General features: G+C 73.5%; 13 protein-coding genes and 1 pseudogene. 2 read left to right on the top strand and 12 right to left on the bottom strand.

The window, feature by feature from the left end; all coding sequences use genetic code 11:
• Positions 1-464 precede the first annotated feature (464 nt).
• Positions 465-3,839, top strand: coding sequence for a pyruvate carboxylase (locus M8J73_RS32080; protein WP_055539910.1), 3,375 nt, complete (start codon positions 465-467; stop codon positions 3,837-3,839).
• Positions 3,840-3,952: 113 nt separating this feature from the next.
• Here M8J73_RS32080 and M8J73_RS32075 read toward each other — a convergent pair whose 3' ends face one another.
• The 10 genes and pseudogenes from M8J73_RS32075 to M8J73_RS32030 all read right to left on the bottom strand — a co-directional run bounded on the left by M8J73_RS32075 (position 3,953) and on the right by M8J73_RS32030 (position 15,702).
• The gene (locus M8J73_RS32075; RefSeq protein ID WP_055539909.1) at positions 3,953-5,659 is read right to left on the bottom strand and encodes an ABC transporter ATP-binding protein; all 1,707 of its coding nucleotides are present in this window, start codon (positions 5,657-5,659) and stop codon (positions 3,953-3,955) included.
• Positions 5,656-6,522 carry an ABC transporter permease gene (locus M8J73_RS32070; RefSeq protein ID WP_055539908.1) on the bottom strand — a complete coding sequence of 289 codons (867 nt, stop codon included), beginning with the start codon at positions 6,520-6,522 and terminating at the stop codon, positions 5,656-5,658. The genes M8J73_RS32075 and M8J73_RS32070 overlap by 4 nt, the downstream gene beginning before the upstream one ends.
• A complete protein-coding gene (locus tag M8J73_RS32065) occupies positions 6,519-7,478 on the bottom strand; it encodes an ABC transporter permease (protein WP_055539907.1) in 960 nt (319 codons plus the stop codon). The genes M8J73_RS32070 and M8J73_RS32065 overlap by 4 nt, the downstream gene beginning before the upstream one ends.
• Positions 7,475-9,064: an ABC transporter substrate-binding protein gene (locus tag M8J73_RS32060; RefSeq protein ID WP_055539906.1), complete on the bottom strand. Its 1,590-nt coding sequence runs from the start codon at positions 9,062-9,064 to the stop codon at positions 7,475-7,477. The genes M8J73_RS32065 and M8J73_RS32060 overlap by 4 nt, the downstream gene beginning before the upstream one ends.
• Before the next feature lie 122 nt (positions 9,065-9,186).
• The gene (locus M8J73_RS32055; protein WP_055539905.1) at positions 9,187-10,014 is read right to left on the bottom strand and encodes a class I SAM-dependent DNA methyltransferase; all 828 of its coding nucleotides are present in this window, start codon (positions 10,012-10,014) and stop codon (positions 9,187-9,189) included.
• On the bottom strand, positions 10,011-11,273 hold the full coding sequence (locus tag M8J73_RS32050; protein WP_249829406.1) for an MFS transporter: 1,263 nt from the start codon (positions 11,271-11,273) through the stop codon (positions 10,011-10,013). Before M8J73_RS32050 ends, M8J73_RS32055 begins: the two co-directional genes overlap by 4 nt.
• Positions 11,257-12,321 (bottom strand): dipeptide epimerase, encoded by a 1,065-nt coding sequence (locus M8J73_RS32045; RefSeq protein WP_249829399.1) that lies wholly within the window; start codon positions 12,319-12,321, stop codon positions 11,257-11,259. The genes M8J73_RS32050 and M8J73_RS32045 overlap by 17 nt, the downstream gene beginning before the upstream one ends.
• 215 nt (positions 12,322-12,536) lie before the next feature.
• Positions 12,537-13,604: pseudogene (locus tag M8J73_RS32040) on the bottom strand (PLP-dependent cysteine synthase family protein); the annotation flags it as partial.
• Complete coding sequence (locus M8J73_RS32035) at positions 13,601-14,404, bottom strand: Rossmann-like domain-containing protein (protein WP_055538150.1); 804 nt, start codon at positions 14,402-14,404, stop codon at positions 13,601-13,603. The pseudogene M8J73_RS32040 and the gene M8J73_RS32035, both read right to left, overlap by 4 nt.
• A 41-nt stretch (positions 14,405-14,445) precedes the next feature.
• On the bottom strand, positions 14,446-15,702 hold the full coding sequence (locus M8J73_RS32030) for an ATP-grasp domain-containing protein (protein WP_206187807.1): 1,257 nt from the start codon (positions 15,700-15,702) through the stop codon (positions 14,446-14,448).
• A 168-nt stretch (positions 15,703-15,870) separates the two neighbouring features.
• On the opposite strand from M8J73_RS32030, the gene M8J73_RS32025 reads away from it, so the two are divergent.
• Positions 15,871-17,232, top strand: a complete 1,362-nt coding sequence (locus tag M8J73_RS32025; protein WP_063799182.1) for a cation:proton antiporter — start codon at positions 15,871-15,873, stop codon at positions 17,230-17,232.
• On the opposite strand, the gene M8J73_RS32020 is transcribed toward M8J73_RS32025, so the two are convergent.
• Complete coding sequence (locus tag M8J73_RS32020) at positions 17,181-18,431, bottom strand: vWA domain-containing protein (RefSeq protein WP_055538146.1); 1,251 nt, start codon at positions 18,429-18,431, stop codon at positions 17,181-17,183. The two genes, M8J73_RS32025 and M8J73_RS32020, sit on opposite strands and share 52 nt — an antisense overlap.
• Complete coding sequence (locus tag M8J73_RS32015) at positions 18,428-19,687, bottom strand: AAA family ATPase (RefSeq protein WP_055538147.1); 1,260 nt, start codon at positions 19,685-19,687, stop codon at positions 18,428-18,430. Before M8J73_RS32015 ends, M8J73_RS32020 begins: the two co-directional genes overlap by 4 nt.
• Positions 19,688-19,744: the final 57 nt, after the last annotated feature.

Raw genomic sequence — 19,744 nt, 5'->3', positions numbered from 1 at the left:
AGACCAGCCACGCGCACCGCGTACGAGACCAGCCACGCGCACCGCGTACGAGACCAGCCACGCGCACCGCGTACGAGACCAGCCACGCGCACCGCGTACGAGACCAGCCACGCGCACCGCGTACGAGACCAGCCACGCGCACCGCGTACGAGACCAGCCACGCGCACCGCGTACGAGACCAGCCACGCGCACCGCGTACGAGACCAGCCACGCGCACCGCGTACGAGACCAGCCACGCGCACCGCGTACGAGACCAGCCACGCGCACCGCATACGAAACCGGCCACCCGTCCGGCGTTCGATGGCACTGTGGGACAGGGATCGACCGCATCCTTCACCGAGGATTCGATCCCTTCCTCCGCATCAGTCCGAAAAATACTGGCACTCAGTGACACGACTCTCATGGCATGTGGGCTACATTGCCGCGACCATGGTGTTCCTCATCGCAGGCCGAAGGGATCAGGGATGCTCCGCAAGGTACTGGTCGCCAACCGTGGCGAGATCGCGATCCGCGCGTTCCGCGCCGGGTATGAAGTGGGCGCGCGGACGGTCGCCGTCTTCCCCCACGAGGACCGCAACTCGCTGCACCGGCTCAAGGCCGACGAGGCCTACGAGATCGGTGAGCCGGGCCATCCCGTACGGGCGTATCTCTCCGTCGACGAGATCATGCGCGCGGCCCGCCGGGCCGGCGCCGACGCCGTCTACCCGGGGTACGGCTTCCTGTCCGAGAACCCCGAACTCGCGCGTGCGTGCGAGGAGGCGGGCATCACGTTCGTCGGACCGAGCGCCCACATCCTGGAGCTGACGGGCAACAAGGCCCGCGCCGTCGCCGCCGCCCGCGCGGCCGGCGTACCGGTCCTCGGGTCCTCCGAACCCTCCACCGACGTGGACGAACTGGTGCGCGCCGCCGACGACATCGGCTTCCCGGTGTTCGTGAAGGCGGTCGCCGGCGGCGGCGGGCGCGGCATGCGCCGCGTCGAGGACCCCGCGGCGCTGCGCGAGGCCATCGAGGCGGCGTCCCGCGAGGCCGCGTCCGCGTTCGGCGACCCGACCGTCTTCCTGGAGAAGGCCGTCGTCGAGCCCCGCCACATCGAGGTGCAGATCCTCGCCGACGGCCACGGCAACGTCATGCACCTGTTCGAGCGGGACTGTTCGGTGCAGCGCCGCCACCAGAAGGTCATCGAGCTGGCGCCCGCCCCGAACCTCGACCCGGAGCTGCGGGACCGGATCTGCGCCGACGCCGTACGGTTCGCCCGGGAGATCGGCTACCGCAACGCGGGCACCGTCGAGTTCCTCCTCGACCGCGACGGCAACCACGTCTTCATCGAGATGAACCCCCGCATCCAGGTCGAGCACACGGTGACCGAGGAGGTCACCGACGTCGACCTCGTGCAGTCCCAGCTGCGCATCGCCGCCGGCGCGACCCTCGCCGACCTCGGGCTCTCCCAGGAGACGGTCACCCTGCGCGGCGCCGCCCTCCAGTGCCGTATCACCACCGAGGACCCGGCGAACGGCTTCCGCCCGGACACCGGCCGCATCAGCGCCTACCGCTCGCCCGGCGGCTCCGGCATCCGCCTCGACGGTGGTACGACGCACGCCGGTACCGAGATCAGCGCGCACTTCGACTCGATGCTGGTCAAGCTCACCTGCCGGGGCCGGGACTTCACCACCGCGGTCAACCGGGCCCGGCGCGCCGTCGCCGAGTTCCGCATCCGCGGTGTCGCCACGAACATCCCGTTCCTCCAGGCCGTCCTCGACGACCCGGACTTCCAGGCGGGCCGCGTCACGACGTCGTTCATCGAGCAGCGCCCGCATCTGCTCACCTCCCGCCACTCCGCCGACCGGGGCACGAAGCTCCTCACCTACCTGGCGGACGTGACGGTCAACAAGCCGCACGGCGAGCGGCCCGCGCTCATCGACCCGGCCGGCAAGATCCCCGCCGTGCCCGCCGAGCAGCCACCCGCCGGATCCAAGCAGAAGCTCGTCGAACTGGGCCCGGAGGGCTTCGCGGGCTGGCTGCGCCAGTCGCCGACCATCGGCGTCACCGACACCACGTTCCGCGACGCCCACCAGTCGCTGCTCGCGACCCGCGTCCGCACCAAGGACATGCTCGCCGTCGCGCCCGTCGTGGCGCGGACCCTGCCGCAGCTGCTCTCCCTGGAGTGCTGGGGCGGCGCCACCTACGACGTCGCCCTCAGGTTCCTCGCCGAGGACCCCTGGGAGCGGCTGGCCGCCTTCCGCGAGGCCGTGCCCAACATCTGCCTCCAGATGCTGCTGCGGGGCCGCAACACCGTCGGCTACACCCCGTACCCGACGGAGGTGACCGACGCCTTCGTCGAGGAGGCCGCGCAGACCGGCATCGACATCTTCCGCATCTTCGACGCGCTCAACGACGTCAGCCAGATGCGGCCCGCGATCGACGCCGTACGGGCCACCGGGACGGCGGTCGCCGAGGTCGCCCTCTGCTACACCTCCGACCTGTCCGACCCGGCGGAGAAGCTCTACACCCTCGACTACTACCTGCGGCTCGCCGAGCAGATCGTCGAGGCCGGCGCCCATGTCCTCGCCGTCAAGGACATGGCGGGCCTGCTGCGCGCCCCGGCCGCCACCAAGCTGGTGTCCGCGCTGCGCCGCGAGTTCGACCTGCCGGTCCACATCCACACCCACGACACCGCGGGCGGCCAGCTCGCCACCTACCTCGCCGCGATCCAGGCCGGCGCCGACGCCGTCGACGGGGCCGTGGCGTCCATGGCCGGGACGACCTCGCAGCCCTCCCTGTCGGCGATCGTCGCCGCCACCGACCACTCCGACCGGCCCACCGGCCTCGACCTCAGGGCCGTCGGCGACCTGGAGCCCTACTGGGAGAGCGTCCGCAAGATCTACGCCCCCTTCGAGGCCGGTCTCGCCTCACCGACCGGCCGTGTCTACGACCACGAGATCCCCGGCGGCCAGCTCTCCAACCTGCGCACGCAGGCCGTGGCGCTCGGCCTCGGCGACCGCTTCGAGGACATCGAGGCGATGTACACCGCCGCCGACCGCATCCTCGGCCACCTCGTGAAGGTCACCCCCTCGTCGAAGGTGGTCGGCGACCTCGCCCTGCACCTGGTCGGCGCCGGGGTGGCACCGGCCGACTTCGAGGCCACCCCCGACCGGTTCGACATCCCCGACTCCGTCATCGGCTTCCTCCGCGGTGAACTCGGCACCCCGCCCGGCGGCTGGCCCGAGCCGTTCCGCACCAAGGCCCTCCAGGGCCGCGGCGAGGCCAAGCCCGTGCAGGAGCTGACCGACGAGGACCGCGAGGGCCTGGAGAAGGACCGGCGCGCCACCCTCAACCGGCTGCTGTTCCCCGCCCCGACCCGCGAGTTCGAGACGCACCGGCAGACGTACGGCGACACCAGCGTCCTCGACAGCAAGGACTTCTTCTACGGGCTCGGCCCCGGCAAGGAGTACGCCGTCGACCTGGAGCCCGGTGTGCGGCTCCTGATCGGCCTGGAGGCCGTGGGTGAGGCCGACGAGCGCGGTATGCGCACCGTGATGGCCACCCTCAACGGCCAGCTGCGGCCCATCCAGGTCCGTGACGTCGCCGCCTCCTCGGACATCCCCACCACCGAGAAGGCCGACCGCTCCGACCCCGGCCATGTCGCCGCCCCGTTCGCGGGAGTGGTGACCCTCGCGGTCGCCGAGGGCGACGAGGTCGAGTCCGGCGCCACCGTCGCCACCATCGAGGCCATGAAGATGGAGGCCGCGATCACCGCCCCGAAGGGCGGACGGGTGTCCCGGCTCGCCATCAACCGGATCCAGCAGGTGGAGGGCGGAGACCTCCTCGCCGAGATCCGCTGAGCGGGAACGGCGACACCCGCGTCCGTCCGTTCGCCGCCCCTGCGGCCGCCGTCCCTCGCGTCGCATCTGGACGCGGGGGACGGGGCCGCCGGGAGGACGGCTGATGAGGTTCGTCACCCTGGGCCCGTGGCACGTCCCCGTGGTGCGGCTGCGGCCGTGAGGGAGGCGGTGAACGGGTGGCGCGGCGCCGTCAGGATCCGGTGAGTGGGGCCCTGTTCGACGATCTGTCCGTCGTCCAGGACGGCGACGCGATGGGCGACGGCCGCCGTGTCCAGGTCGTGGGTGATCAGAACCAGGGAGAGGCCGTCGTCGCCGTCGAGCAGTGCGGTGAGGACGTCGAGGATGCCCCGCCGGGTGACGGTGTCGAGCCCGGAGGTGATCTCGTCGCAGAGGAGGACGCGCGGTTGGGCCAGGAGGGCACGGGCCAGGGCGGCGCGCTGGAGTTCCCCGCCGGACAGCCGGGCCGGGCGGCGGCGCACCAGCTCCGCCGGCAGGCCCAGGCGGGCCAGCGTGGTGAGCGCCTCGGCCTCCGCCGCGCCGGGGTCGGCGCCGCGCAGCCGGACCGCCGTCCGCGCGACCTGGGACAGCACCGGGCGGTGCTCGTCGAAGGCGGCGCGGGCGTCCTGGAACACGTACTGCACGGCCGCCAGTTGATCCCGGCGCCGGTCCCGGAGGCTGCGCGGCAGGGGAGCGCTGTCGAGGAGGACCTCGCCGTCGTGGTCGCGGTGCAGCCCCGCCAGACAGCGGGCGAGGGTGGTCTTGCCGCTGCCCGACCGGCCCACCACGGCCAGGCACTGCCCGGCGTACAGGGCGAGTTCGGATGCCCGCACGGCCACGGCCGCCCCCCGCCGGGAGCCGTCCCGGTGCCGGGCGATGAGGTTCCGCACGCGCAGCACGGGCACCGCTGCGGCCTTGGGACGGCCCTGCTCCGTCGCGTCTTCGGGACGGTCTGGCTCCGCCCCCTCCTTGGGGCGGCCTTGCTCCTCCGCATCCTCGGGACGGCCCTTCTCCGTCGCGTCCTCGGGACGGTCCGGCTCCGTCGTGTCCGGCAACGAGGGCCTGGACCGGAGGAGTTCGCGGGTCCACTCATGTCGGGGCGCGAGCCACACCCGCTGTGCCCGGCCCGACTCCACGATCCGGCCGGCCCGCATGACGTGGATCTCGTCGGCGAGCGCGCGGACGACGTCCAGGTCATGGCTGAGCAGCACCACCGCGAAGCCGCGGGCCGCGACGGCCGCCAACTGGTCGACGACCCGGCTCTTCGTCAGGGCGTCCTGGCCGGTCGTGGGCTCGTCGGCCACGACGACCCGGGCGCCGAGCAGCAGGGCCTGCGCGAGGACGACCCGCTGCTGCTGACCACCGGACAGCTGATGCGGATACCGCCGCAACAGCGTCTCCCCATCCGGTAGTTGCGCGTCGGCGAGGGCCCGCAGGACCCGCTCGCGGGCAGCCGCCCGGCGTGCCGGCCGGGGCAGGTCCCGCACCTGGGCGCGGGCGATGTCCATCAGCAGCGCCGAGACCCGGCGGGCGGGGTTGAGGACGGCCGCCGGGTGCTGCGGCACGTACCCCACCGGCCCGCCGGCCGCCACACGGACGCGGCCGGTGACCCGCGCGCCCGCCGGGAACTCACCCAGCAGGGCCAACCCGGTGGTGGTCTTGCCGCTGCCCGAGGCACCCACCAGCGCGGTCACCCGGCCGGGCAGCGCCCGCAGCCCCACCCCGTCGACGATCACCCGTCCGCCGACCTCGACCCGCAGGTCCACGATCTCGGCCAGGGGCTCCCCGGCGGACCGGCCGTCCTCGTCGTCGTACCGCTTCACGGCCGTCGTTCCTTCCGTCCCCGGCGCGCACCGGGCGTCCTCGGTGCGGTTCTCTCCAGTGCGGCGTCGAACAGCAGGTTGGTGCCGGTGGTCAGCGCGACGATCAGCAGCGCGGGCACGACGACCGCCCACGGCTGCACGAACAGCCCCGTGCGGTTCCGGTCGACCATCACCGCCCAGTCCGCGGCGTCGGGCTCCACCCCCACCCCGAGGAACGCGGCCGTGGCCACCAGGTACAACACCCCGGTGAGGCGGGTCCCGGCGTCGGCGCCCAGGGTGCGCAGGATGCCACGGCCGACGCAGCCGAACGCGGTGCGCCACCAGCTCTCGCCCTGCAGCCGCAGCGCCTCCACGACCGGCCGGGCGGCGGCCTCGGTGGCGGCGGCGCGGACCAGCCGTGCCGCGTCCGGCACATTGACCAGCGCCACCAGCAGGGCCAGCCCGACGGCCCCCGGCGTGAACACCGACGCGACCAGCAGGATCAGCAGCAGCGACGGCACGGCGATCAGCACGTCCAGGGGCCGCATCAGCAGCTCCTCCAGCCACCGCCGATGCGTCAGGGCGGCAGCCAGACCGACCGGCAGCGCGACGAGATAGGCGAGCACACCGGCACCGAGCGCGGTCAGCACGACGGGCCGCCCGCCGTGCAGCACCTGCCGCCATACGTCCCGGCCCACGAAGTCCGTCCCCAGCCAGTGCCCGCCGCCGAGCGTGAACGACACCGCGCGCGGGCCCGGTTCACCCGCGAACACCGGGCCCAGCAGGGCGAGGAGGAGGGGGACGGCGATGATCGCGACACCGAGCGCGAAGCGGCCCGTACGCCGCCCGGCGGTGGCACGAGGCGTGGGGGAGGCCGTGGTCACGCGGCCACCCCCGCGCGCGGGGCCAGCCGGTGGGCGATCACGTCGGCGCCCAGATTGAGGACGACCGTCAGCACGCCGAACACCACGGCGAGGCCCTGCACCACGGGCACATCGCGTTCGGCGACGGCGTTGAGGAGGACGGTGCCGAGTCCGGGGACCACGAAAAGGGCCTCCACGACGATGACACCGCACAGCAACCAGTCGACGGTGCGGGCGAGTTGCTGGGCGGCGGGGGCGAGCGCGTTCGGCAGGGCGTGGGCGTAGCGGACCCGGGCGCCCGGTACGCCGTACCGGCGGGCGTGGGCCGCGTACGGGGAGGCGAGGGCGTCGACCATGCCGGCGCGCACCAGACGGACCAGGGAGCACACCGGCCGGGAGAGCAGCACCAGCACGGGCAGCACGAGCGCGGCCGGATGGGCGAGGAGATCGGTGCCGTAGCCGACGGCGGTCGGCGGCAGCCAGCCCAGCCGCAGCGCGAACACCGTCACCAGCAGCACCCCGAGGGCGAACTCGGGCACCGCGTACACGGCGAGCGTCAGCCCGCTGACGAGACGGTCGACGAGCCCGCCCTCGTGCCGCGCGGCCAGCACACCGAGGCCGAAGCCGATCGGCACGAGCAGCGCCACGGTGAGCGCGGCCAGCAGCAGCGTCGGGCCGAAGCCGTCGGCGATGTACCGGCTCACCGGGCGGCCGGATGCCAGGGAGGTTCCGAAGTCGCCGTGCGCCAGTCCGGCCGCCCAGTCCCCGAGCCGTTCCAGCACGGGCCGGTCCAGGAGCAGGGCCTCCCGGATGGCGGCGACGCGTTCCGGGTCGGGCTGGTCCCCGGCCAGGGCGATGGCCGCGTCGCCCGGCAGCGCCTCGGTGAGCGCGAAGACCAGCAGCACCACGGCCACGGTCTGCGCGGCGCCGAGGAGCAGCCGCCGGGCGACGAAGGAGCGCAGTCCGCTTCCGCTCACGCGAGCCACACCTTGTCGAAGCGCGCCCAGTCGAGCGTGTTGGCGGGGGCCCCGGTCTCCACTCCCTTCACGTTCTTGGCGGTGCCGAGGATCCAGTCGGCGAACCCCCAGATGAGGAACCCGCCCTCCGCGTACAGACGGCGTTGCATTCGCTGGTAGACGGCGGCCCGCTCGGCCCGGTCACGGGTGGACTGGGCCTGCCGGTACAGCGCGTCGAAGTCCTTGTGCCGCCACTGGGTGGCGTTGGTGGTGGAGCCGGTCAGCAGCCGCTGCGAGATGTGCGCCTCGATGGGCATGGCGCCGGAGCGGTAGCAGGCGAGGGTGCCGGAGTCGAGGATGTCGCTCCAGTACGAGTCCTTGCTGCCCATCCTCACCTCGACGGTGACACCGGCCTTCGCGGCCTGGTCGCGGAAGATGCCGGCCGCCTCGGTGAACCCGGCGGCGACGGCCGAGGTGTCCAGCCGGACCTTCAGCTTCTCGGCGCCGGCCTGCTTCAGCAGGGACTTGGCGCGGTCCAGGTCCTGCTCGCGCTGCGGGAGGTCGGCCGCGTAGTACTCGTAGCCCTTGCCGAAGAGGTCGTTGCCGACGACACCCGCCCCCGACAGGGCGCCGTCGACGAGTTCCTTCCGGTCGGCGATCAGGAAGAACGCCTCACGGACCCGTCTGTCGTCGAAGGGCGCCCGGTCGGTCTTCATGCAGAACCCCTGCATGGCGCTGTTGCGGAGCCGGACGATCTCGATCTGCCCCTTGCCCTCGTGGGCGCGCGCGGTGGTGGGGTTCAGCTCGTGGGCGTACTCGACCTGCCCGCCGAGGAGCGCGTTGACCCGGGCGGACTCCTCGTTGGCGACGACGAACTCCAACTCGTCGAGGTGCGGGGCGCCCTCCCAGTAGGCGTCGTAGCGGCGCAGGACGGCGGACCGGCCGGGTGTGAAGGACACGAAGCGGAAGGGGCCGGAGCCGATGGGCTTCCTGTCGAAGTCGCCTGCCTTCCGACCCGCGTTCTCGGGCACGATGTACGCGCCGAACGCGGCCAGCACATTGGGGAACTCGGCGGTCGGCCGCTTCAGCACGAACTCGATGCCCCGCTCGCCGGTGGCCCGGCTCGCGTCGAGGTCGATGGGCTCCAGGGACGCCTTGGCGCGGTACGCCTTCTCCGGGTCGGCGATACGGCGGTAGCTGTAGAGCACGTCCTTCGCGGTCACCGGCCTGCCGTCGTGGAAGGTGGCCTCGCGCAGCGTGACCTGCCAGCGGTCCATCGTCCTGTTGGCCTCCCACTTGGTGGCGAGGCGCGGCTGCGCGGACAGGTCGGCGCCGTAGTCGGCGAGCTTGTCGAACAGAGCCTTGGCGCGGGCGACGTCCGCGAAGAGGTTCGCCAGGTGCGGGTCCAGGGTCTCGCTGGCGCCGCCGCCCGCGAACGCGGCACGCAGCCGTCCGCCGCGCTTCGGCGTACCGCCGTCGCCGCCGCCCGCCTCGGAGTCGGTACCGCTCCCGCCGCACGCCGTCAGGGCGAGCGCGCCGAGTGTGGCGGCACCGGTCGCGGTGAGGAAACCGCGGCGGCGCAGGCCGGGGAAACGTTCGTCGTGCATGGAGGTTCCTTGGGGTGTGGTGGTGGATGGGAGAGGGGGGAGGCGCGCGACGAAGGTCAGTGGGGGGAGGTGCGTCGTGCGGGTGGTCTTGAGCCGGGAGCGGTGAGCCGTGCGGGTGGTCTTCAGCGGGGAGCGGTGAGCCGTGCGACGAGGTGCAGCCGGTCGGCGTCCGTCGTACTGCCGGGCAACTGGCCCTCTCGCCAAGGCGGTTCGGTGCGAGGGCCCGGCCCGTCGTGCAGTTCGAGCACCTCGAAGCCGTGCGCGGCCAGGACGTGGCGCAGTTCCAGTGGGAACAACAACCGCCAGGCGGAGCGCTGTTCGAGGGGCGGCGCGCCGTCGTCGGAGGTCCACACCCGGACCCGGCGCAGGAGCTGGGCGGTGCGGTCCACGGTGAGGGTGGTGGTGGACCGGTAGGCGGTGCCCCGCCAGGTGAAGCCGTCGACGGTCGGGGTGTCGAGCAGATCGGTGCGGCCCAGGAAGTAGGCGCCGTTGCGCATCTCCGCTACCAGCAGCCCGCCGGGGACGAGCGCGTGGCGGCAGGAGGCGAGGAAGCCGTCGAGCTGGTCGCCGGTGTGGCAGTACAGCAGGGAGCTGTCCAGGCACACGACGGCGTCGAAGACGGCCCGCCCCAGGTCGAAGCCGTGCAGGTCGGCCCGGACGTACGCCGGTCCCGGATGGTGGACGCGGGCGTGGGCCAGCATCGCCCCGGAGAGGTCGGCGCCGGTCACGGTACGGCCGGCGTCGTGCAGACGGGCGGCGTCGCGGCCGGTGCCGCAGCCCATGTCCAGCACCCGCGCGCCCGCGCCGTGACGGCGCAGACAGTCCTCCGCCCAGCGCCCCGCGAGCCGCTCGGGGTCGGGGAAACGGGCCTCGTACAGCTCGGGGTTGTCGGTGAGCAGATTCCGGGTCGCCGCCCGGCCGACGGTCTTCTGCTCCCGCGACGCGGTCACGCGCTGCTCCGCTCGCCGGCCGGGGTGGGGGAGACGGGAGCCGGGGTGGCGGGCAGCGCGCCCAGTCGGTGCAGCCAGGCGATCCCGGTCGCCGAGACCAGTCCGAACACGGCGCAGCACAGCCAGGGCAGCCAGCCGTGACCGGTGCTCTGCCCGGCGTCCATGGTCCAGCCGACGACGGCGTTGCCGACGGCCGCGGCCACACCGGAGACGACGTAGAAGATACCGAAGTAGGTGCCGGTCAGCTCCGGGCGGCCGAAGCGGGGGATCAGCTCCATCACGAACGGGGAGGCCACCATGATCCCGAGGTACAGCAGCAGCGCCCCCAGCAGCACGGGCACGGCGTCGAACCACCCGCCCGGGCCGACCCCCGCCCCCAGCGCGGGCGACACGAACGCCAGCCCCATCACGGCGAGCCCGGTCGCGATCCAACGCCCCCTGTTCCCCCTCGACTTGAGGGCCGTGGTGATCCTGAGCTGGAGCGCCAGGTTGGCGAGGGTGCCGACGAGGAAGACGAGACCGGCCGCGCCGTCCCAGCCGGTGGCCTCGCGTGCCCCGGCGGGCAACAGCAGATACAGCTGGTTCTCCAGGGTGAACATGCCGACCATGGCGAGCGCGAACGCGAGGAAGGCCCGGTTGCCTAGCACCTCACGCCAGTCCCCGAGGACACCGCCCCCGCTCGCCTCCACCCTGCGGGCGGGCAGGACGAGGGCCTGCGCCACGGTGAGCACGGCGAAGATCCCGGCGGCGGTCAGCGCGGACGTGCGGAAGTCCACCAGCAGCAGCGCGCTGCCCAGCAGCGGCCCGATCAGGGCACCCGTCGTCGCGAACACGTTGAACAGCGCGAACGCCTCCGCTCTGCGCTCCCCGGCCTCCTGCGCGAGGTAGGCCCGCACCGCAGGGTTGAACAGCGCCCCGGCGAGCCCGCTCAGCACGGACGCCGCCAGCAGCACGGCCAGTCCGTCACCGAGCGCGAACAGCCCGAACCCGACGGTCCGCAGCGCGCACCCGGCGATGATGACGCCCCGTGCCCCGAGCCGGTCGGAGGCGGAGCCGCCGATGATGAACAGGCCCTGCTGGCTGAGGTTGCGCACCCCGAGGACCACACCGACGAGAGCCGCCGACATGCCCAGGTTCTCGGTGAGATGGGTGGCCAGGTAGGGGATCAGGAGGTAGAAGCCGATGTTGACGCCGAGCTGGTTGACCAGCAGCAGGCGCACGGCGAACGGGAAACGGCGTATCTCATGCCACGTCCGCACCATGCACCTCCTTCCTGAGCCGAACTCCCAGTCCTGGAAGGTCGCTTGCCCGGACGACCCCGTCGTGGCCGCCGATGCCGGTCCACGGGTCATGGGCGAGGAGGAGATGTCCGTCGAGGTCGGCCCAGCGGGCCCGGTCGGCGAGGTGGACTGCCGGGGCGAGGCCGAGGCTGCTGGCGGTGAGGCAGCCGAGCATGAGGTCGGTGCCGCTGCCCTCGATCGCGGCGGCGATCCCCAGGGCCGCGTGGACGCCGCCGCACTTGGCGAGCTTGACGTTCACCCCGTGGACGCGCCCGGCGAGCCGCCGTACGTCCTCGGCGCTCACGGCGTCCTCGTCGGCGATCACCGGCAGCGGCGAGCGCTCGGCGAGGGCGGCCAGCGCCTCCGGGTCGCCCGGGACGAGGGGCTGCTCGACGGCCTCGACGCCCAGTTCCGCGAAGCGCGGCAGCAGGGCGTCCGCGCGGGCCGCCGTCCAGGCGCCGTTGGGGTCGAGGAGCAGCCGCACGCCGGGCGCCGCGTCCCGCACGGCCCGCACACGCGCGAGGTCGTCCTCAGGATCGGGCGCGCCGGCCTTGATCTTGACGACCTGGAAGCCGTTCGCGGCGAGTCGGCGGGCCTCGGCGGCGGCCCGCGCCGGCGCGGTGATCCCGATGGTCCGGGCGGTGGCCGCCACCGGGGCGGCCGGCGCGCCGAGCAGCCGGTGTACGGGGCTGCCCGCCCGCTTCCCGACGAGGTCGAGCAGTGCGGCGTCCACGGCCGCGGTGACGGCCGGCGGAGTGTCCGAGCCCGCCGGCTCACCGTCGGTCAGCGCGTGGAGCGCGCTCTCCGGATCGGGGAGGCGCTCCAGCTCGGTGGCGACCGCTGTGAACAGCCGCCCGACGGTGTTGGCGTCGAGGCCGTAGTACACGCTGGTGACGGCCTCGCCGTGGCCGTGCAGCCCGTCGTGTTCGACGGTCAGCCACACCGCCTCGCGGGCGGCCATCGTGGAGCGGGAGATGCGCAACGGCTCGGCGAGATCGAGCCGTACGGTGCGCTGGGTGACCTTCACAGACTCTCTTCCGGTACGGGCGGGGCGGAGACGTTCCGGCGCCGGCCGCCCGCCGGGACGGCAGGGGCCTCGGCCGATTCGGCTGCGGCGGCGGTGGAGGCGGGAGCGGGCTCGCGAGAGGGGGACGTGACAGGCGCGGTCTCGCGAGGGGGAGACGGGGCAGGGGCGGGCACGCGAGAGGGGGACGGGGCAGGGGCGGGTTCGGGCGGGACGGCTGGTGCGGCCAGGGGGTCGCTGACCCTGCGGCAGCGGACCCAGCCGACGGCCTCCGTCGCGCCGGGATGCGGGATCTCCACGGGCCGTACGGCCGCCGTGGTCCGGTCGATGCCGTGGGCGGCGGCGAAGTCGTCGTCGTAGACGCTGCCGAGGTAGCGGTGCGGCCCGTCGGGGAAGACGGTCGCGACGACGGCGCCCGGATGGACACGGGCCGCCCACGCGGCGACGAGCGCGACCGCCCCGGTGCTCCAGCCGCCGCTGACGAAGCTCCCGCGGGCGAGCCGCCGGCAGCTGTCCACGGCCTCCGCCGGACCCACCCAGTGGACCTCGTCGAACGCCTCGTAGGCGACGTTGCGCGGATGGATGCTGCTGCCCAGCCCGCGCATCAACCGCGGCCGGGCCGGCTGCCCGAAGATCGTGGAGCCGGTGGAGTCGACGCCGATCAGACCGAGCGCGGGCCAGTGCCGCCGCAACGGGCCGATGATGCCCGCGCTGTGCCCGCCGGTGCCGACACTGCACACCAGGATGTCCACATGGTCGAGCTGCGTGGCGAGTTCGGCCGCGAGGGAGGCGTAACCGGCCTTGTTGTCGGGGTTGTTGTACTGGTCGGGCCAGTACGCGTCGGGCAGCACGGCGAGCAGTTCCCGCAGCCGGGCGAGCCGGGCCGCCTGCCAGCCGCCGTGCGGCGCGGGCCGGTCGACCAGCTCCAGCCGTACGCCGTGGGAGCGCAGCAACTGCCGCATGGACGGCTCCAGTTCGCTGTCGCCGACCAGCACCACCGGATGCCCGAGGGCCTGACCGGCGAAGGCCAGTCCGATGCCCAGGGTGCCGGACGTGGACTCCACGACCGGGGCGCCGGGGCGCAGCTCACCGCGCTCGCGGGCCCCCAGCAGCATGGACACGGCGGCCCGCGCCTTCATGCCGCCCGCCGAGAGCCCTTCGAGCTTGGCCCAGAAACCGGGCTGCGGGCCGGGCAGGTCGGCGGTGATCCGCGCCAGCGGTGTACGTCCGACGAGCGACAGCAGTTCCGGCCGGGCGACGGAACGCAGAACGGTCGGCGAGGTCACCGGCCACCTCCTGGGCCAGGACACTCCAGGCGGTAGCGGTGCAGGACACCGGGGCCCGCGTCCAGCCAGAAGAACGGGTACGGCTCGGCGCACACGGCGCTCACCCCGTGCCCGAGGAAGCGGGGCAGTACCGCACTGCCGGTCTGCGCGAACATCACGAGCTGGCTGCTGTGCCGAAGGGCGTGGCGCCGCAGCGGTTCGAACGTGTCGTTGCCGAGCGTCATCCCGGAGACGAGCAGCGCGTCACAGCCGCCGGCCGCGTCGAGCGCGTCGGTGACGACCTCGTCGCCCCACTCCGTCACACCGCCCTTGAGATCGCACGGCACGTACCGGAGCGCACGGGCACGCAACGCCTCCAGGAGGGAGTTGACGACCCCGACGACGAGGACCGTCGAGCCCGCCGGCAGGTCGAGCAGGTCGACGACCGCGTCCGCCCGCGCCCGGGACTTCTCCAGGGAAGTGCCGGCCGGCAGGGGGAACGGACGCGCCCCGTTCCCGGGGGTGTGCGGGGTGATGTGCATCAGATAGGCGTCGAGCGCCGCCACCCGCACCGGCGCCAGCGGATGGTCCAGCAGCCGGGCCACGTCGGCGCCCACGCAGTCGTCGATCGCCGCGTCGGGCAGGGCGCCCGGCTCGACCGCGCAGGAGCCGACGGCACCGGCGAGCCGCAGGCTGAGCACCTCGTTGCGGTAGCCGGTGCCGCGCCCGTCGTGTCGTACGGCCTGCCGGGTCGCGAAGGCCACCGCGATCCGCAGGGTTCTCGGGTCGGGACCGAGCTCTCCGGCCCTGGCCCGCTCCATGAGTTCCCCGTACGTGGCCGCGCGGGCCGTCGTGGCGGTGGTCACCGGATCACCAGCCCGGCGCTCAACTCGCCGAGCAGCGCCTCGACCAGGGCGCGGGCGCCCTGCCCGTGGGGGTCGCCCACCATGACGTGGCCGAGGTACTCGTTGTTGCTGCCGGCCGACCTGACCGGCCGTCCCGGCTCGGCGAGCTGCACCTCCAGCACACCGGCGGCGCCCCGCAACGGGGTGTCGTCCAGGGCGTCGAGCGTGCCCGACACCTCGGGCACGAGGAAGCCGACCGCCGCGCTGCGCAGCCCGGTCCCGCGGTGCGTCAGATCGGGCGCGAGGCCGAGGGCGACCTCGACGGCGGCAGCGGCGAGATCGATGCCGGTGACATGCCGGATCAGCTCGGTGATGCGGTTCCCGGCGGGCCGCGGGTTGACCTCGACGACACGGGGTCCGTCCGGCGTCAGCTTGATCTCGGTGTGCGCCACGACGCCGTCGGTCAACCCGAGGGCCTTGAGCGCGCCGAGCGCCGTCTGCTCGGCGGCGTCCGCGTCGGCCGACGACAGGCCGGCGGGGAACATGTGCCCGGTCTCGATGAACGCCGGTGCCCCGCCGACGCTCTTGTCGGTCACCCCGACGACGTGCACCGCCCCCGCGTACGAGACGGTCTCCACGCTCACCTCGGGGCCGGTCAGCAACTCCTCCAGGAGAACGGAGGACGCCCGCCGCTGCCCGCGCGCGTTCAGCGGGAAGTCGGCCAACGCGCTTACGGCGGCGGCCAGTTCGCTCTCGTCGTCGACGCGGCGCACGTACATGCCCGCGCACAGGTCGACCGGCTTCACGACCAGCGGATAACCGATCTCCCGTGCCGCCCGCGCGAGATCGGCCCACTCCTCGTGGACGGCGAAGCGCGGTCCCGGCACCCCCGCGTCGGTGAGGACGCGACGGGTGGCGTCCTTGCGGCAGGCGTTCTGGACCGCCTCAGGGCCGGGGCCGGGCAGCCCGAGATGTCCGGCGATCCGGGCGACTGTCGGGAGGTAGTAGTCACAGGACGAGATGACCCCGTCGAAGCCGAACACCGCGTGCAGCCGCTCGACCTCCGGCAGCAGGGTGTCCAGGTCGTTGGTGTCGGCCGTGATCACGTTGCGCGCGCCGAGCAGGGGGTGCGCGGTGCCCTCGGGGGCCGAGCGCAGGTAGTGGTGCAGGTCGCGGGTGAGGAACGTGAACTCGTGTCCGCCTTCCCGAACGGCCCGTGGCAGCAGCCTGCTCATCGATCCGACCCAGCTCTCGACCACCAACAGATGAGCCACGGCTCCCCTTTTCGTGCGGTGTGGTTCAGGCGTCAGGGCAGCCCGACGGCGCCTCGGCAGGGAGGCGCCCGGGTTGACATGCTCACCTTATCGATAATCATTTTCATTGTCATGTGGTTGGAGTGAGGGAGCGGGTTGGAGTGAGGGAGCGGGGGAGACGTTCTCCCTGTGACGAACCACCAGCTGACGACGCTGTTCCTCGCCCTCGCCCTGATCTCCCTGCTCGCGTTCGGCGCGGGCGCGCTGGCCCGGCGGCTGAGGCAGCCGCCCGTCATCGGCGAGGTCCTCCTCGGTGTCCTGCTCGGCCCGACGCTGCTGGGCGAGGCCGTCTCGGGCACCCTCTTCCCCGACGACGTCCGGCCCTTCCTGGCCGCACTGGCCAACCTGGGCGTGGCCCTCTTCATGTTCACCGTTGGCGCGGAACTCGACACCGGACTCCTGCGCGGGCACCGGGCCGTGGCCGGTGCCGTCGCCGCCGGCTCCGTCGTCCTGCCCTTCGGGCTGGGCGCGCTCCTCGCCCTCCATCTGTTCGACAGCCACCCCACCGCCGACCGGACCGGGTTCGTGCTGTTCATGGGCGCCGCGATGTCCGTCACCGCGTTCCCGGTGCTGGCCCGCATCCTCACGGACCGCGGGATCCGCCACACCTGGCTGGGTGCCGTCGCGCTGGCCTGCGCCGCGATCGACGACGTACTGGCCTGGACCCTGCTCGCCGCGGTCGTGGCGATAGCGGGGGCGGCCACCGGATCGCACTGGCTCCTGCTGCTGTTCGTGCCGTACGCGCTGCTCATGTTCACCGCGGTCGGACCCGCGCTGCGTCGCTTCCTGGCCGGGCGATGGGCGGCGGACCGGGGCCGTTCCGCCTCGACGGTCGTCACCCTGGCCGGTCTGCTGGCGTCCGCGGCCTTCACCGAATGGATCGGACTCCACTTCATCTTCGGGGCGTTCCTCTTCGGCGCGATCATGCCGAGACGCGCCGCGCGCGACACGGGCGACACACGCGACATGGGCGACGGCCGACCGGACGCCGCCGCTCAGGTGCCCGCCTCTCCGGGGCGGATATCGGAACGTGTCACGGAGCGGGTCTCGCACCTCAACGACCTTCTGCTGTTGCCCGTCTTCTTCGTCGTCGCGGGCCTGAAGGTCGATCTGTCGGGCATGGACGGCGGCGACCTGACCGAACTGGCCCTCATCCTCGTCGTGGCCGTCAGCGGCAAGTTCATCGGGGCGTTCGGCGCGGCCCGCGCCACCGGACTGCCGGGCCGTCCGGCGGCGGCGCTCGCCGTCCTCGTCAACACCCGCGGTCTGACCGAACTCGTCATCCTGACCGTGGGTCTCCAACTCGGGGCGCTGGACGACCGGTTGTACTCCTCCATGGTCGTCATGGCCCTCGTCACGACGGCGATGGCGGGGCCCCTGCTGCACCTGATCCTGCCCACGCGCCCGGCGGCCCAGGACCTTCCGGACACCGCCGCCCCCTACCCGATCTCGACCACCCGCGCCCAGTCCGGCGGTGAGTCAGGCACGTAGTCGGGGTCGTCCTCGTCCCAGGAGTGGCCGTGCCGGGGGAACAGGCCCACCACCGTCCGGCACGCGGGCCGGCTCGACGGCCACGGTGTCTGACCGTCGGTGAGCACCACGACGACATCGGGCCGGAGCCGCGACCGCAGCGCCCGGGCGAAGCCGCTCCGCAGATCCGTGCCCCCGCCACCCATCAGAGGGATGCCCTCCGCCCGGCACAGCGGATGGGCGATCCGGGCCGCCGCGTCACAGGGCACCACGGTGACCAGGTCCCGTCTCCCGCCCACGGCACGGGAGATCGCGGCCACCTCCAGCAGCGCACTGCCCAGTTCGGCGTCGCTGACCGACCCTGAGGTGTCGATGATCACCGAGACCCGGGGCGGGGTCCGCCGCAGACTCGGCAGCACCGCCCCCGGCACGCCCGTCGACCGCCGGGACGGCCGGCCATAGGTGTAGTCGTCGCCCCCGCCCGCGACGGCGACCGCCGCACGCACCGCCGAGCCCAGCAACTCCCGCCACGGCTGTGGCGGATGGAACGCGTCCTCCGCCCAGCGCCGCCACCCCTCCGGAGCGTTGCCCGGGCGCCCCTTGATGCCCTGGGCCACCCGGAACCGGACCCCGTCCTTCTCCTGCTCGCTCAGGCCGTGCGCCCCGTCCGGGCCGAGGTCCCACTCCCGCTCCAGCCCGTCGGCGCCGCTGCCGCAGTCCAGCCAGGCCAGATCGTTCATCAGCGGCCCGAGCCGGAACAGCCGCAGGTACTCCTCCATGAGCAGCCCCTCGCGCAGCCGCAGGGTCGCCGGCTCGACGGCGCCCTCCGGCTTGACCAGCCCGTCGCCGAACGCGTCGTCGTTGATCTCGCAGTCCGCGGCGATGTTGATCCGCAGCCGGTCCCCGCGGCCGGTCAGCCCCAGCTCCTTGGCGATCCGGTCGCCGCGCCCGTGGTGGTCGCGCAGCAGATGGGACACCTCGTGCACCCAGACGCCCGCCAGTTCCTCCACCGGTGTGCGGTCCACGAAGGCCGGGGAGACGTAGCACCGCCAGTGCGGGTCGACGGCCATGGTGGGCACCTGCCGCGACACGACGGGATGCAGCGCGAACAGCGCCGTCGCCAGATAGGGCCGCGCCCTGGCCGCCTGGAGCCTGGCCGTGAACAGCTTGTCGCGGTCCAGAGCCGCGTCGAGGCGCGCCCTCGTCGGGCCGGCGCTCATCGGCGGACCTTCGTCGCCGCGGCGGCGCGGCTCGCCGCCTCGTCCGCCCGCCGGGACAGCGTGACCACTCCGGCGAGCTGTTCGATCTCCGCCGGCACGTCCCAGTCCCTCTGGCGCAGCGAGGCGAGCGTCGTCGCGGGGACGACCACCAGATCCGGGGCGCCCGTTTCGAGTGCCCGGACCAGCAGCGCCCACGCGGCGTCCCAGCGGGACTTCTCCGGGCGCCCCCGCACGGCCGCCACCACCCCGTCCAGCACCGCCTGACGCAGATCCCCCCGTTCGGGCAGCACCGCGCCCGCCGGGTCCGCGAGCAGCACCTCGGGGTCCGGCAGTTCCATGCGGTCCAGGCTCGCCAGCAGCTCCAGCCCCGGACCGTCGCCGACGGTGCCCCTGACCAGCAGGGACAGGACGTCACGGGAGACCCCGGAGGCGGTGGCGAAGGCGATCAGCCGCAGGGTCATCTCCCAGCTGCGCGGCGACGGCCAGGCGCCGCCCCGCCGACTCTCGCTGCTGGGCAGTTGGTGCACCAGCTTGGGGCGGGCGGCGAGCAGCCCGCACACCGCGCGGCGGGCGTGGTCCACGGCTTCCGGGAGTCGCTCCGGGTCGAGCCGGGGCAGGGTCGCGCGCGGCCAGGTTCCGCCGAGACCCCGGACGACGACCTCGTGGTCGTGGGTCCACCGCAGGTGCACGAACCGGTTGGCGAGCGGCGGGCTCAGCTCCCAGCCGTCGGCCGCCGAGGACCGGGGGTTGGCGGCGGCCACGATCCTCACCTCGGGCGGCAGTTGGAGCGTGCCGATCCGCCGCTCCAGCACCAGCCGCAGCAGGGCGGCCTGCACGGCCGGCGGGGCGGTCGACAGCTCGTCCAGGAACAGCAGGCCCCGCCCGGCCCGCACCAGGCGCACCGCCCAGTCCGGCGGGGCCATCGGCACCCCCTGCTCGGCGGGGTCGTCGCCCACGACGGGCAGGCCCGAGAAGTCGGAAGGCTCGTGCACGCTCGCGATCACCGTCGTCAACGGCAGGTCCAGCGCGGCGGCGAGCTGGGTCAGCGCCGCCGTCTTGCCGATGCCCGGCTCACCCCACAGCAGTACGGGCAGATCGGCGGCGACGGCCAGCGTCAGCGCCTCCAGCTGGGTGTCGGGCCGGGGTTCGGTGGTCGTGTCGCGCAACAGGGTCAGCAGGGCGTCGGCCACGTCGAGTGGGGAGGCGAAGGACTCCACGGAAGGAGAAACAGGAGCAAAGGGTGCGTAAGTCGTCATGTGTGATCACCTGTGAGTGTGTGGTGGGACGGGCCGGGGCCCGGAAGGAAGGGGGAT

The organism is Streptomyces neyagawaensis, from assembly GCF_023516595.1.
Taxonomy (GTDB): Bacteria; Actinomycetota; Actinomycetes; order Streptomycetales; family Streptomycetaceae; genus Streptomyces; species Streptomyces neyagawaensis.
The sequence above is the reverse complement of the archived record's forward strand: the minus strand, read 5'-3'. Positions and strand labels throughout refer to the sequence as shown.